The sequence below is a fragment of the Pseudomonas sp. UBT genome, from assembly GCF_050915955.1.
GTDB lineage: Bacteria > Pseudomonadota > Gammaproteobacteria > Pseudomonadales > Pseudomonadaceae > Aquipseudomonas > Aquipseudomonas antarctica_A.
This window is the reverse complement of record NZ_CP168079.1, coordinates 3,498,914-3,512,140: the sequence shown is the minus strand read 5'-3', so window position 1 is coordinate 3,512,140 and position 13,227 is coordinate 3,498,914. Positions and strand designations below refer to the sequence as shown.

16 protein-coding genes are annotated in these 13,227 nt (G+C 60.5%); 9 read left to right on the top strand and 7 right to left on the bottom strand.

What is annotated here, in order from left to right:
* Positions 1-15: 15 nt before the first annotated feature.
* The 3 genes from ACDZ94_RS16075 to cysB all read left to right on the top strand — a co-directional run bounded on the left by ACDZ94_RS16075 (position 16) and on the right by cysB (position 2,582).
* Complete coding sequence (locus tag ACDZ94_RS16075) at positions 16-933, top strand: 5'-nucleotidase (protein WP_064451533.1); 918 nt, start codon at positions 16-18, stop codon at positions 931-933.
* 70 nt (positions 934-1,003) lie between these two features.
* Complete coding sequence (locus tag ACDZ94_RS16070) at positions 1,004-1,504, top strand: universal stress protein (RefSeq protein ID WP_064451534.1); 501 nt, start codon at positions 1,004-1,006, stop codon at positions 1,502-1,504.
* A gap of 103 nt (positions 1,505-1,607) precedes the next feature.
* Positions 1,608-2,582, top strand: coding sequence for an HTH-type transcriptional regulator CysB (gene cysB, locus ACDZ94_RS16065; protein ID WP_003189876.1), 975 nt, complete (start codon positions 1,608-1,610; stop codon positions 2,580-2,582).
* Positions 2,583-2,587: 5 nt separating this feature from the next.
* Here the strand turns inward: cysB and ACDZ94_RS16060 are convergent, their stop codons facing one another.
* Both ACDZ94_RS16060 and ACDZ94_RS16055 read right to left on the bottom strand, forming a co-directional pair.
* Positions 2,588-3,070 (bottom strand): GreA/GreB family elongation factor, encoded by a 483-nt coding sequence (locus ACDZ94_RS16060; protein WP_262667404.1) that lies wholly within the window; start codon positions 3,068-3,070, stop codon positions 2,588-2,590.
* 12 nt (positions 3,071-3,082) lie between these two features.
* Entirely contained in the window at positions 3,083-3,451 is a 369-nt protein-coding gene (locus ACDZ94_RS16055; RefSeq protein ID WP_064451536.1) for a hypothetical protein, read from the bottom strand.
* A 132-nt stretch (positions 3,452-3,583) separates the two neighbouring features.
* Between ACDZ94_RS16055 and earP the strand changes: the two genes are divergently transcribed.
* Both earP and ACDZ94_RS16045 read left to right on the top strand, forming a co-directional pair.
* Positions 3,584-4,717 (top strand): elongation factor P maturation arginine rhamnosyltransferase EarP, encoded by a 1,134-nt coding sequence (earP, locus tag ACDZ94_RS16050; RefSeq protein WP_432750432.1) that lies wholly within the window; start codon positions 3,584-3,586, stop codon positions 4,715-4,717.
* A gap of 49 nt (positions 4,718-4,766) precedes the next feature.
* A complete protein-coding gene (locus ACDZ94_RS16045) occupies positions 4,767-5,339 on the top strand; it encodes an elongation factor P (RefSeq protein ID WP_064451538.1) in 573 nt (190 codons plus the stop codon).
* Between the two features lie 65 nt (positions 5,340-5,404).
* Here ACDZ94_RS16045 and ACDZ94_RS16040 read toward each other — a convergent pair whose 3' ends face one another.
* The 3 genes from ACDZ94_RS16040 to ACDZ94_RS16030 all read right to left on the bottom strand — a co-directional run bounded on the left by ACDZ94_RS16040 (position 5,405) and on the right by ACDZ94_RS16030 (position 7,570).
* Complete coding sequence (locus tag ACDZ94_RS16040) at positions 5,405-5,824, bottom strand: organic hydroperoxide resistance protein (protein WP_034126737.1); 420 nt, start codon at positions 5,822-5,824, stop codon at positions 5,405-5,407.
* Positions 5,825-6,086: 262 nt separating this feature from the next.
* On the bottom strand, positions 6,087-6,539 hold the full coding sequence (locus ACDZ94_RS16035; RefSeq protein ID WP_064451539.1) for a MarR family winged helix-turn-helix transcriptional regulator: 453 nt from the start codon (positions 6,537-6,539) through the stop codon (positions 6,087-6,089).
* Positions 6,540-6,619: 80 nt separating this feature from the next.
* Positions 6,620-7,570 carry a LysR family transcriptional regulator gene (locus tag ACDZ94_RS16030; protein WP_064454883.1) on the bottom strand — a complete coding sequence of 317 codons (951 nt, stop codon included), beginning with the start codon at positions 7,568-7,570 and terminating at the stop codon, positions 6,620-6,622.
* A gap of 108 nt (positions 7,571-7,678) precedes the next feature.
* Between ACDZ94_RS16030 and ACDZ94_RS16025 the strand changes: the two genes are divergently transcribed.
* Positions 7,679-8,428 (top strand): sulfite exporter TauE/SafE family protein, encoded by a 750-nt coding sequence (locus ACDZ94_RS16025; RefSeq protein ID WP_064451540.1) that lies wholly within the window; start codon positions 7,679-7,681, stop codon positions 8,426-8,428.
* Here ACDZ94_RS16025 and ACDZ94_RS16020 read toward each other — a convergent pair.
* The gene (locus tag ACDZ94_RS16020) at positions 8,418-9,299 is read right to left on the bottom strand and encodes a LysR family transcriptional regulator (RefSeq protein WP_064451541.1); all 882 of its coding nucleotides are present in this window, start codon (positions 9,297-9,299) and stop codon (positions 8,418-8,420) included. The two genes, ACDZ94_RS16025 and ACDZ94_RS16020, sit on opposite strands and share 11 nt — an antisense overlap.
* A gap of 70 nt (positions 9,300-9,369) precedes the next feature.
* On the opposite strand from ACDZ94_RS16020, the gene ACDZ94_RS16015 reads away from it, so the two are divergent.
* The gene (locus ACDZ94_RS16015) at positions 9,370-9,576 is read left to right on the top strand and encodes a DUF1127 domain-containing protein (protein WP_432750431.1); all 207 of its coding nucleotides are present in this window, start codon (positions 9,370-9,372) and stop codon (positions 9,574-9,576) included.
* 45 nt (positions 9,577-9,621) lie between these two features.
* Positions 9,622-10,854: a winged helix-turn-helix domain-containing protein gene (locus ACDZ94_RS16010; protein ID WP_432750430.1), complete on the top strand. Its 1,233-nt coding sequence runs from the start codon at positions 9,622-9,624 to the stop codon at positions 10,852-10,854.
* 97 nt (positions 10,855-10,951) lie between these two features.
* Here ACDZ94_RS16010 and ACDZ94_RS16005 read toward each other — a convergent pair whose 3' ends face one another.
* Complete coding sequence (locus tag ACDZ94_RS16005; RefSeq protein ID WP_064451544.1) at positions 10,952-12,298, bottom strand: class II 3-deoxy-7-phosphoheptulonate synthase; 1,347 nt, start codon at positions 12,296-12,298, stop codon at positions 10,952-10,954.
* A 124-nt stretch (positions 12,299-12,422) separates the two neighbouring features.
* On the opposite strand from ACDZ94_RS16005, the gene ACDZ94_RS16000 reads away from it, so the two are divergent.
* Positions 12,423-13,178 (top strand): spermidine synthase, encoded by a 756-nt coding sequence (locus tag ACDZ94_RS16000; RefSeq protein WP_128591332.1) that lies wholly within the window; start codon positions 12,423-12,425, stop codon positions 13,176-13,178.
* Positions 13,179-13,227: the final 49 nt, after the last annotated feature.

The following is a 13,227-nucleotide window of genomic DNA, read 5'->3' as shown; positions in this document are numbered from 1 at the left end:
TTCGGGGGGCACACCATGGCGAAAGGATTGGGCGACAAGTTGGTGCTGGCGATTTCGTCGCGGGCACTGTTCGACCTGAGCGACAGCCACAAGGTCTACCTGGCCGAAGGTGTGGAGGCTTACCGCAAATACCAGATCGAACACGAGGAAGAAACCCTCGAGCCCGGCGACGCGTTCCCACTGGTCAAGAAGTTGCTCAGTCTTAATGCCAGCCTGGGGCGTGCTCGCGTCGAGGTGGTATTGGTGTCGCGCAACAGTGCCGATACCGGCTTGCGGGTGTTCAATTCGATCCAGCATTACGGTCTGGATATTTCCCGCGCTGCTTTCGTCGGCGGGCGTAGTCCCTATCCTTATTTGGCTGCATTTGGTTGCCATCTGTTTCTTTCGACCCATGCTGAAGACGTGCGCAGCGCACTCGATGCCGGTTTTGCGGCGGCGACGATTCTGTCGGGCGGTGCGCGTCGGGCATCGAGTGAAGAACTGCGGATTGCATTCGACGGTGATGCAGTGCTGTTTTCCGATGAGTCGGAGCGTGTGTACCAGGCCGGCGGGCTGGAGGCGTTTCAGGCCAGCGAGCGCGAGTCGGCGCGCCAGCCTTTGCACGGCGGTCCGTTCAAGGGCTTCCTTGCGGCGCTCAACCTGTTGCAACGTGAGTTCGCGGATGACGCGTGCCCGATCCGCACGGCGCTGGTGACTGCGCGCTCGGCGCCCTCGCATGAGCGCGTGATTCGCACATTGCGCGAATGGGATATCCGGCTGGACGAGTCGCTGTTCCTCGGCGGCCTGGAGAAATCTGCATTTCTGGAGGCGTTTGCCGCTGACGTGTTTTTCGATGACCAGGCCGGTCATTGTGAGAAAGCCAGGGAGGTGGTGGCCACCGGGCATGTGCCCCATGGCATCAGTAATGAGTTGAAAATCCAGACCGAGCGCTAAGTCAGCCGAAGTCGTCAAGGCGCTGCTAAGCTCATTCAATCCCCGCCATCCTGGCAGTCCAGGAGGTTCTATGATTCGTTCGATGCTGTATGCCACGGACCTTGGTCTGTATGCGCCTTATGTCATGCAACACGCGCTGGCGCTGGCCCGGACGTTCAAGGCGGATTTGTATGTGATCCATGTGGTCGAGCCGATTGGGCTGTTCGCCGAATCGGTGTTGCAGAGCTATCTTGATGAGAAAGCCTTGAGTGAATGGCAAAGCCAGGGGCTTAACACCGTGATGGCGACGATTGAGCAGCGGGTACTGGACAGTTTTCGCGAGGAGTTGGGGGACGGGGAGCAAGACTTGAAGTTGATTCGCTCGGTGCGTGTGATTCAGGGGGACCCGTGCGAGGTGATTCTCGACCAGCTGCGTAAACTTTCCGTCGACCTGTTGATCGTAGGTAGTCACAGCCATGCAACCGCCGCCGCCACACCGCTTGGGCGCACGGCAGCGAGGGTGCTGCAACTGGCGACAGTGCCGGTTTACATGGTGCCGTCGCTGCAGCGTCGGCGCAGTGATGACAGTTGATCGGTAAAAACGATAAAAAGTTCTAGATTTATCCGTCTGACCTTTAATATAGTTATATACCGTCGCTGATACCCGTGGCGTCTATTTGCTTTGAGGGACATCTATGAAGCTTCAACAACTGCGCTACATCTGGGAAGTGGCGCACCACGACCTCAACGTTTCCGCTACCGCTCAAAGCCTCTACACCTCGCAACCCGGTATCAGCAAGCAGATCCGCCTGCTCGAAGACGAGCTGGGCGTCGAAGTGTTCGCGCGCAGCGGCAAGCACCTGACCCGCGTCACCCCGGCTGGCGAGCGCATCATCACCACCGCCGGCGAGATCCTGCGTAAAGTCGAAAGCATCAAGCAGATTGCCCAGGAGTTCTCCAACGAGAAGAAAGGCACCCTGTCGATCGCCACCACCCACACCCAGGCGCGTTATGCCTTGCCGCCGGTGATCCGCGATTTCATCAAGCAGTACCCCGACGTGGCGTTGCACATGCACCAGGGTTCGCCGATGCAGATCGCCGAGATGGCCGCTGATGGCACCGTTGACTTCGCCATTGCCACCGAAGCCCTGGAGCTGTTCGGCGACCTGGTGATGATGCCGTGCTACCGCTGGAACCGTTGCGTCGTCGTGCCCCAGGGTCACCCGCTGGCCAAGCTGCCGAAGTTGACCCTGGAAGCCCTGGCTGAATACCCGATCGTGACTTACGTGTTCGGTTTTACCGGCCGCTCCAAGCTCGACGAAGCCTTCAGCCATCGCGGCCTCACCCCGAAAGTGGTGTTCACCGCCGCCGACGCCGACGTGATCAAGACTTACGTGCGCCTGGGCCTGGGCGTGGGGATCGTCGCCAAGATGGCGGTCGACACCAACCTCGACAAAGACCTGGTGGTACTCGACGCCAGTGAGCTGTTCGAGTCCAGCGTGACCAAAATCGGCTTCCGTCGTGGCACATTCCTGCGCGGCTTCATGTGCGATTTCATCGAGAAGTTCGCACCGCACTTGACCCGCGAAGTCATGGCCAAGGCGATCCAGTGCCACAATAAGCAGGAACTGGAAGAGCTGTTCGACGGCGTAGAATTGCCCGTCCACTGAGTGGTTTATTTGGCCTCGGTAACCGTAAAATGTTGCCGAGCGCCTGCCACCAGAATCTCCACCTCATCACCTTCGAACTTGCCCAACAGGCTTTTGCCCAGAGGCGAGCGCGGGGTGATGACGGTTATCGGTTGCCCCACCACATCCACTTTCAGACCTGCTGCATCCGGCGCCAGGAACAGCCACTGCTGGCGACCGTTCTCGTCCTCCAGCCCCAGTAGCGCACCGACTTCTATGCCGCGCTGATCATCATAGGCACGCAGTTGCAGGGTATGGCACAGCGTCAGCGCCTGTTTGATTTCCTCGACGCGTTTGGCCTGCCCGGCCGCCAGGTAGGAAGCTTCCAGCCCCAGCGTGTCGTACTTGTTTTCCGCAATGTTTTCTTCGTGGGTCGCGGTTTCGTAGGCGGTCTGCGCGGCGCGCTGGGCGATGTCGAGGTCGACGGTGAGCTTTTCCAGGATCAACTGGTGAACGGCGTGTTTATTCATGGCTGTGCTTGATCATTCGCAAAATTGCAGGACGTTCGCCTTGCTCTTTTCATTGGGGGCGTTCTGGTCCTGCTGCAGCCAGAACTGGCATTTGGGGTTGGACAGGTTGCGCGCATTGTTGCGCGCCTGGTCCAGGGTTTGCTGTTGTTCCTGCTTGCGCAGGTTCTCCTGATACTGCTCGAACATGCGGTTCGGTGGCTCTGGCGCAACAACCGCGGGCTTGCCCAATTGTTGAACCGCCTGAGCAACCGGCGCCAGGGTTTGCACAAACACGTAGCGCGATGCCAGCCACGCGGTCAGCACGATGGCGATAAACCCAAGCCACAGGCCAAAAGCCACAGCCATACTGAGCTTGAACAGCGATAACGGACGATCAGACATGATTGTCTCCTGGCAGGTAGTTGCGGCGTGACGGCGATTGTCGCACAGCCACTGTGCAGAATAATCGCGATCAAGCCTTCTGCATCAGCGCATTTATGCGGACAATCGAGCCTTTGAGCGTTGGAGCCCGGAATGAAAGCCCGCTGGGATATTTTTTGCAGCGTCGTCGACAACTACGGCGACATTGGCGTGACCTGGCGCCTGGCCCGGCAATTGGTGGTGGAGCATGGGTGCGAAGTGCGCTTGTGGGTCGATGACCTACGCGCCTTCGAGCGCATGTGCCCCGAAATTGATGTGCGACTGGACCAGCAATGGCAAGAGGGTGTGGAGGTTCGCCACTGGCCGGCGCCGTGGCACGACACGCCCTCTGCCGATGTCGTCATTGCCGCTTTCGCTTGCCAGTTGCCGCCCGATTATATGGAAGCCATGGCCGCTCGGGAACGCACGCCGTTGTGGATGAACCTGGATTACCTTAGCGCTGAAGACTGGGTGGTGGGGTGCCATCGCTTGCCGTCGGTGAAGTTCAAGGGCGTGCAGAAGTACTTTTTCTTCCCTGGCTTTCGCCCGGGTACGGGTGGGTTGCTGCGAGAGTCCGGCTTGCTGGAGCAGCGTCATGCCTTTCAGCAGGATCGCGCCGCGCAGCAACAATTCCTGCAAGCGCTGGGCGTATTTCCTGCGATTGGTGCACGGTTGATGTCGCTGTTTGCCTACGAAAACGCCGGGCTCGCCAGTTGGCTGGAGGTGTTGGCGACGGACGGGCGTGCCACTCATCTATTGGTGCCGGAAGGGCGCATCCTCGGCGATGTACAGCGTTGGCTCGGTGTAGAAGGGCTGGCGGTGGGGGATATCCATCAGCGTGATGCCCTGACCGTGCAGGTACTGCCGTTCGTACGCCAGGAACAATATGACCGCCTGCTGTGGTGCTGCGACTTCAACGCCGTGCGCGGCGAAGACTCGTTCGTACGCGCCCAGTGGGCCGGGCGCCCGTTGTTGTGGCACATCTATCGCCAGGATGAAGACATCCACCTGGACAAGCTTGATGCTTTTCTCGAGCTCTACACCGCGGCCTTATCGCCGGCAGCCAAAGTCGCGCTGGTTGCGCTCTGGCAAGCCTGGAACGCTGATGGCGATATGGCACAACCGTGGAAAATGCTGCTGGAGCACTGGCCTGAGGTGTCTCAGAACGCCGAGACGTGGTGTCTGGAACAAGGCTTGCAGGCCGATCTTGCGACGGCGCTGGTACAGTTTTATGAAAGTTGGATATGATACGCGACCTTGATTTTTGTAAATCCCATCCAAATTTCGGATATACGCAATGAAAACTGGTAAAGAACTGAAACCCGGTACAGTGATCCGTCTCGAAAACGACCCTTGGCTGGTTCAGAAAGCTGAGTTCACCAAGTCTGGTCGTAACAGCGCAATCATGAAGACCAAGCTGAAGAACCTGCTGACCGGTTACAAGACCGAGATCGTCTACAGCGCCGATGACAAACTGGACGACGTGATCCTCGACCGCAAAGAAGCGACCCTGTCCTTCATCAGCGGCGACACCTACACGTTCATGGACACTTCCGACTACACCATGTACGAACTGAACGCTGAAGATATCGAAGCCGTTCTGCCGTTCGTGGAAGAAGGTATGGAAGACGTCTGCGAAGCTATCTTCTTTGAAGACCGCCTGGTTTCCGTAGAGCTGCCGACCACCATCGTGCGTCAGGTTGACTACACCGAAGGTTCCGCTCGCGGCGACACTTCGGGCAAGGTAATGAAACCTGCCAAATTGAAAAACGGTACCGAACTGGCCGTTGCAGACTTCATCGAGATCGGCGACATGATCGAGATCGACACCCGCGAAGGCGGTTCGTACAAAGGTCGCGCCAAGAAGTAATTCTGGCCCTGCCGATACGAAAAAAACCCGACCTGGCGTCGGGTTTTTTTATGGGCGTTTATTAATCAGACCGTCACGTGCAGGCGCACATCGACGTTGCCACGGGTGGCGTTGGAGTATGGGCAGACTTGGTGAGCGGCATCGACCAGGCTTTGCGCATCATCTTGGGCCAGGCCCGGCAAGCTCACGTGCAGGTCGATGTCCAGGCCGAAACCACCGGGGATTTGACCAATGCCGACGTGGGCGGTGATCGAAGCGTCATCCGGGATTTTGCGCTTGGTCTGGCTGGCGACGAACTTCAGGGCACCGATAAAGCAAGCCGAGTAGCCGGCGGCAAACAGTTGTTCAGGGTTGGTGGCTTGGCCGCCGGCACCGCCCAGCTCTTTGGGGGTAGAAAGTTTGACGTCGAGGATGTTGTCGCTGGAAACCGCACGACCATCACGGCCGCCGGTGGCGGTGGCTACTGCGGTATAGAGAGTTTGCATGGTGTCGTCCTCTTGGGTTGTTAGCGCTAAATGTTTGCGCGCTAATTAGTTGGTGAGGCAAATGTATAGCGCTAATGTTTAGCGCGCAAGATAAATTACAAAAAATTTTGCAATGCGTAATCTACTGGCCCACCACACAAACAAATGTGGGAGCTGGCTTGCCTGCGATTACGGTGTGTCAGTCGATGTATTCATGACTGAAGTACCACGATCGCAGGCAAGCCAACTCCCACATTTGGTAGTTGGCGTTTGGTCTACCGCGTCAGACGTTAGCCTGCAGCTTTCCCCGCAATGCAATCAAATCGCTTTGCAACGTGCGCAACTGCTCCAGCTCCAGGCCGCTGGCGCCGAGGATGCAGTGGGGAATCCCCTTGGCTTTTTCCTGCAAGCCGCGGCCGGCGGCGGTGAGCTCCACCACTACCACGCGCTCATCTTCACGGCTGCGGGTGCGGCTGAGCAGGCCTTCGGCTTCCAGGCGCTTGAGCAAGGGTGTCAGGGAGCCCGGATCGGTCAGCAGACGGCTGCTGATTTCGCCGACGGTCAAACCATCTTCTTCCCACAGCACCATCATGGCCAGGTACTGCGGATAGGTCAGGCCGAGGGCTTGCAGCAAGGGCTTGTAAACCTTGGTCATCAGCAGCGAAGTGGAGTGCAGGGCGAAACACAGCTGGTTGTCCAGCATCAGGGATTCGCAAGGGGCGGGATTTTTGCTCATGGCGGTGCCTCGAAAAAGCGTGTCTGGGCTGGAATCTAGCGGGCAAATCTTTAATGCGCCAGATAATTCTGGCCGAGTAGTCAGACCAGGCCGCTTTGCAGTGCCAGATCCCACGGTGGCACGGGGCTGAAGCGCGACTTGAGGTATTCCAGCAACAACCGGCTACGGGCATTGGCCTGCTGTTCCAGGCGCAGGGCATAGATGCCGGTGGTTTCCGGGCTGGGCAGGCCGTTTTCGCAAAACAGTGGCAGCAGTTCGCCACGCACCAGGTATTCACTGGCCAGCCAGGTCGGCAGATGCGCAATACCCAGCCCGGCGAGAGCGCCCGAGAGCAGCGCTTCGGCGTTATTGGCACTCATGCGAATGCGCCGCGGGCGATAGGTGGCGCGGCGCCCGTCCAGTTCAAAGCGCCAGGCGAACATCGGCGCCAGGCCGTCCCAGTCGAGCCCGTCATGCTCGCTCAGGTCCCGGGGATGGGTCGGCGTGCCACGGTTTTTCAGGTACGCCGGGCTGGCGCAGGCGATACGCACGATGCTGGCCAAGGGTGTGGCGATCAGGCGGGTATCGACGATATGCCCGGCGCGCAGCACCAGGTCGACCTTGCCCAGGTGCGCTCCCTGCATATCGACGAAACTGTCGATCAAATGCAGGTGCACATCCAGCCCCGGGTATACGTTCAAAAAGTCCGCAATCACCGGCGCCAAGTGCCGTCGCCCGAACGCGGCCGGGGCGTCCACACGAATCAAGCCTTCCGGCGCATGGCTCAACGACACCGCCTCGGCACGCGCCAACTGCAACTCGCTGACGATTCGCCGCGCTCGCTCCGCAAAGGCCAGGCCGGCCGGGGTCGGCACCACCGCGTGGGTGCTGCGCTGAAACAAGCGGCTGCCCACCGAGTTTTCCAGGCTGTCGATGCGCCGGGCCACTGCCGACGGGGTCAGCGGATGGCGGCGGGCGGCGGCGGAAAAGCTACCGGTCTCGAGTACATCAAGAAACAGGCCCAGTTGATCAGTCAGGGTATTCGGGTTCATCGGCGAACGCTTATGCGAGATTGGCACAGCCATTGTGCGTTGCTGTGCCTTTGCGCGCCAGAGTCGACTGCGTAGCATGCGAGGCCTGGGCTTTTGGAGTAATGAGCGGTGTTGGATCTAGCGATGTATCTGGTATTGGGCGCGGCCCTCGGCACCGTGGGCGGCCTGTTCGGCATTGGTGGCGGGCTGATTGCGATCCCGGTACTCGGCGTGTTGTTCGGCCTCGATCAACAGCTTGCCCAAGGCACGGCGCTGGTGATGGTGGTGCCCAACGTAATGCTGGCCCTGTGGCGTTACCACCAGCGCAACCGCATCGAACTGCGCCACGCGCTACCGTTGGGCGTCATGGGCTTCTGCTTCGCCTGGCTCGGCTCGATCTGGGCAGTCGGCCTGGATGCCGGCGCGATGCGCATCGGTTTTATCGCGTTCTTGCTGACGCTGTCGGCGTACAACCTGTTGCGCATGTTCACCCGTAATGCGCCACCGACTGCGCAGATGCGGTATTCCTGGCCCTGGCTCGGCGTGCTGGGTGCCGCCTCCGGCTCCATGGGCGGTTTGTTTGGAGTGGGCGGGGCGGTGGTCGCCACGCCGGTGTTGACCAGCCTGTTCGGCACCTCCCAGGTGGTCGCCCAAGGCCTGTCCCTGGCCTTGGCGTTGCCCAGCACCGGCGTCACCCTGGTCACCTACGCCTGGCACCACGAAGTGGACTGGATGATCGGCGTTCCACTGGCGGTGGGTGGCCTGTTGAGTATCAGTTGGGGCGTGAAAGTTGCCCACGCGCTGCCGGAGCGGGTGCTGCGCGGCTTGTTCTGCGGTTTTCTGGCGGTGTGCGCGGTGATGCTGACCTTTAAAGTTTGAAGCCTTCGAGGATGTACTCGGCCAGGCATTCGGTGATCGGCGAAGTCATGGCCGGGTTGCGCAGCAGCCGCAAATTAACCGACGGCAACGGCGGAAATCCCTCGTCACTGCCGAGTACGCGCAGGTCGTCTGTCACCAGGCTTTCCATGCTGACGGTCACTGCCAGGCCTGCGCTGACTACCGCCTGGATCGCCGCCCCGTTGGAGCTGTGGTAGGCCAGGCGATAGTCGCGCCCAATGGATTCGAGGGCGGAGCGGGTCCAGTGGGTGCAGAAACTGTCCACCCCGGAAATGGCCAGCGGCAGCGACTCATGCTCGTCCACACAGAAGCATGGCGCCGCCACCCAGACCATGCGCTCATTGCGCAACAGTTCGCCGATTTCACTGCCTGGCTCCCGGCTGATCACCGTCAGGGCCAGATCGCGGCGCTGCATCAACACCAATGACGATTCGCAGTGCATTTCGATCTGGATCAGCGGGTACGCTTTGGAGAACCGCTTGAGAATCCCCGGCAGGAAGCGCATCACGTAATCGTCCGGCGTACCGATGCGCACCAATCCGACCATATGGGGCTCGCGCAGGGTGTTGAACACTTCGCTGTGCAGCTTGAGAATGCGCCGCGCATAGCCCAGCAGGACCTGGCCTTCAGGTGTCAGTCGCACCTGGCGGCCGTCGCGTTCGAATAGCTTGCGTTGCAGCACGTCTTCTTCCAGGCGCTTCATCTGCATGCTCACCGCCGATTGCGTGCGATTGACCAGCTCGCCAGCACGGGTAAACCCGCCCTGATCGGCGATGGCGACGAAGGTGCGCAGCACTTCTGTGTCGATGCTCGGGTAGCCGGACAATTGATCAATCTCCGAGATGTATTGCATAAGAAACATTCGTTGGATTGATCATAAGGCCGGGCACACACTCTCGTCATCCCCACTGGAGGGCGAGAAGATGAAAGGTCAGAAAGGTTTTGTGTTGATGACGAAACGCCCGTTATTCGGGCTGTTTCAGGTGGTGGCCCGTTGGCAGGCGCTGCACCATGAGCGTCAGGTGCTGGCGAACTTGAGTGATGATGCGCTCAAGGACATCGGGCTCAATCGTGGCGACGTGGAGCAGGACCGTCACCTGCATTTCTGGCAAGACCCGCTGCGCAAGTGACCCAGGATGCAGTAGGGTAGTCGGCGAGCCCATACGGAGAATTCCATGCCCGTCGACCTGTGTTTTTCACTCAAGCAAGCTCGACGCATGGCGCTGGCGGCCCAGGGTTTTTCCGGGCGCCAGGCGCCTGCAGTGATCAAGGCTGCGCACCTCAACCGCGTGATTGATCGCTTGGGCGTGTTGCAGATCGATTCGGTCAATGCGGTGGTGCGCTCCCACTACCTGCCGCTGTTTTCCCGCCTGGGTCATTACGCCCCTTTGCTCCTTGAGGACGCCGCCTGGAGCCAGGGGCGGCGGCGCTCGCTATTTGAATATTGGGGCCATGAGGCCTCTTTGCTGCCGATGGCGTTGTACCCGTTGATGCGCTGGCGCATGGAAAGGGCAAAGCTGGGGCAGGGGATTTATGCGCAGATGGCGCGTTTTGGGCGTGAACAGCAGGCCACTGTTCATCGCGTCCTGCGCGCCGTCGAGGAGCTGGGCGCGTTGGGCGCGGGCAGTTTGTCCACCCGTGAAGAGCGCGCCGGCCCCTGGTGGGATTGGAGTGATGAAAAACATGCGCTCGAATGGCTGTTCGCTGCCGGCCTGGTCACCGTCGCCGGGCGGCGTGGTTTTGAGCGGCTCTACGATTTGCCGGAGCGGGTCATCCCCGGCGACATCCTTCACCAGGCTACCTTGAGCGAAGCTGAGGCCCAGCGCGGCTTGCTGCTGCACAGTGCGAGTGCATTGGGTGTGGCAACCGAAAAGGACCTGCGCGATTATTTCCGCCTGGACCCCGCCGACAGCCGTAACCGCCTGGCGGAGTTGGTCGAGGATGGGCAACTGCTGGCGTGCCGGGTGCAGGGCTGGACGCAACCGGCTTACTGCCTGCCCGAGCCGAAAGTACCCCGCAAGGTGGTGGCCAGTGCATTGCTGTCGCCGTTCGATTCGCTGATCTGGGAGCGCAGCCGCACCGAGCGTCTGTTCGGTTTCCGCTATCGGCTGGAGATCTACACCCCGCAGGCAAAACGGGTGTACGGCTACTACGTGCTGCCGTTTTTGCACAACGAACGGATCGCTGCGCGTGTGGACCTGCGCGCCGAACGCGCCAACGGGCGCCTTGCGGTGCATGCAGTGCACGAAGAAGAGCCGGGGCTGGACGAAGCGGGGATGCAGGCACTGGCGTTGAACCTGCGGCAAATGGCTGACTGGCTGGGGTTGGAACAGGTCCAGCTCAATTGTCAGCGGCCGAGTGCCGCTCGGTTAAGAGCGGCAATGCTCGACTTGGATAGTGGCCTTTAGCGCCCCCACGCGGGCAGGCCCGACTCCCACAGGAGTACGCGGTGGAATGTGGGAGCCGGGCTTGCTTGCGATGGCGTCGGCCGGTCAAGTCAACGTCTCAGCGTTTGACCTGTTTTAAGGTCTCGGCAATCAGGAACGCCAGTTCCAGCGACTGATCGGCATTCATCCGTGGGTCGCAATGGGTGTGGTAGCGGTCCGACAAGCCATCTTCGGTGATCGGCCGTGCACCGCCGATGCATTCGGTAACGTTCTGCCCGGTCATCTCGATATGAATCCCGCCGGCATACGAGCCCTCGGCCTGATGCACCTGGAAGAACTCCTTCACCTCGCCAAGAATCTGCGCAAAGTCGCGGGTCTTGTAGCCGCTGCTGGCCTTGATGGTGTTGCCATGCATCGGGTCCGAGCTCCACAGCACCTGCTTGCCTTCACGCTGCACGGCGCGGATCAGGTTGGGCAGGTGGTCGCCGACCTTGCCTGCGCCCATGCGCGCGATCAGGTTGAGGCGGCCGGGGTCGTTGTCCGGGTTGAGGATGTCGATCAGGCGGATCAGGTCCTCCGGGTTCATGCTCGGGCCGACCTTGACGCCGATCGGGTTGTTGACCCCGCGCAGGAATTCGACGTGGGCACCGTCCAACTGACGGGTGCGGTCGCCGATCCACAACATGTGGGCCGAGCAGTCGTAGTAGTCGTTGGTCAGGCTGTCGCGGCGCACGAAGGCCTGTTCATAGTTGAGCAGCAGCGCTTCGTGGGCGGTGAAGAAGCTGGTTTCGCGCAGCTGCGGCGAGCTGTCCATGCCGCAGGCGCGCATGAAGGCCAGGGTTTCGTCGATGCGGTCCGCCAGTTGGCTGTACTTCTCGGCCAGCGCGGAGTTGGCGATGAAGTCCAGGTTCCACTTGTGCACTTGATGCAGGTCGGCAAAACCGCCTTGGGCAAACGCGCGCAGCAGGTTAAGCGTGGCGGTGGACTGGTGATAGGACTGCAGCAGGCGGTCAGGGTCCGGCACGCGGCTTTTTTCGTCGAAACCGATGCCGTTGACGATGTCGCCGCGGTAGGCGGGCAGGGTAATGCCGTCGATGGTTTCATCGTTGGCCGAGCGCGGCTTGGCGAACTGGCCGGCCATGCGCCCTACTTTCACCACCGGGCAGCCGGCGGCGAAGGTCATCACAATCGCCATCTGCAGCAGCACCTTGAAGGTGTCGCGGATTTTTGCAGCCGAGAACTCGGCGAAGCTCTCGGCGCAGTCGCCGCCCTGCAACAGGAATGCGCGGCCCTGGGTCACTTCGGCAAACTGACGGCGCAACTCGCGGGCTTCCCCGGCAAACACCAGTGGCGGGTAGCTGGCCAGGTTCTGCTCCACTTGCAGCAAGTGTGCAGCGTCCGGGTACTGGGGTTGTTGCTGGATCGGCAGGGCGCGCCAGCTATCGGGGCTCCAGGGTTGGCTCATCGTGAACTCGATTGGTTGATTGACGGTCGGGCGCCAATGTTATCAGCAATTAGTGCGTGACCTGTTGCCGCCGGTTGGCCGACAATCGCGCCTTTGCCGTGCGGTAAACCCTTTAGGAGTAGTGATGACCGAGGAGCGTGTCGAGCGCCTGCTGGCCGAAGTCCATGATGATTTCGGCATGATCCGTGTGCTCGAAGTGGCCGATTACCGGTTTCTCGAGTTTGGCGATGCCATCGAGCAAAGTTGCGTATTTACCGCCGACCCGAGCTGGCTGGAGTACGACTACACCCGTGCAATGTTGATTGGTGCGTTGTGCCATGAGCAGCCGGAAAGCGCGCTGTTCCTGGGCCTTGGCGCCGGCACGCTGACCCAGGCGTGCCTCAAGTTCCTGCCGCTGGAAGACGTCGAAGCCATCGAGCTGCGCCCGGATGTGCCACGCCTGGCTATTGAGTACCTGGGGCTGGATGACGATCCGCGCCTGTACATCCGCATTGGTGACGCGCTGCAATTGCTCGACACCGCGGAGACGGCCGACCTGATTTTCGTCGACCTGTACACCGATGTTGGCCCGGGCGTCGGGCATCTGGCCTGGACCTTTCTGGAAAACTGCCAAAAGAAACTCAACCCGGGTGGCTGGCTGGTGATCAACCAGTGGGCGACCGACGACGGCAAACCACTGGGCGCGGCCTTGCTGCGCGGGTTGTATCACCGGCACTACTGGGAGCTGCCGGTGAAGGAGGGCAATGTGATTCTGCTGGTGCCTTCGGAGCTTGATCAGGAATTGGACCTGCCTGCGCTGTCGGCCCGTGCCGAAGCGCTGGCGCCGCGGTTGGGGTATTCGTTGCAGGCGTTGATCAAGGCTATTCGGCCGGCGACTTAGTCGACTGTTCCGACGCCTTCGCGGGCAAGCCCGCTCCCACATTTGAAAT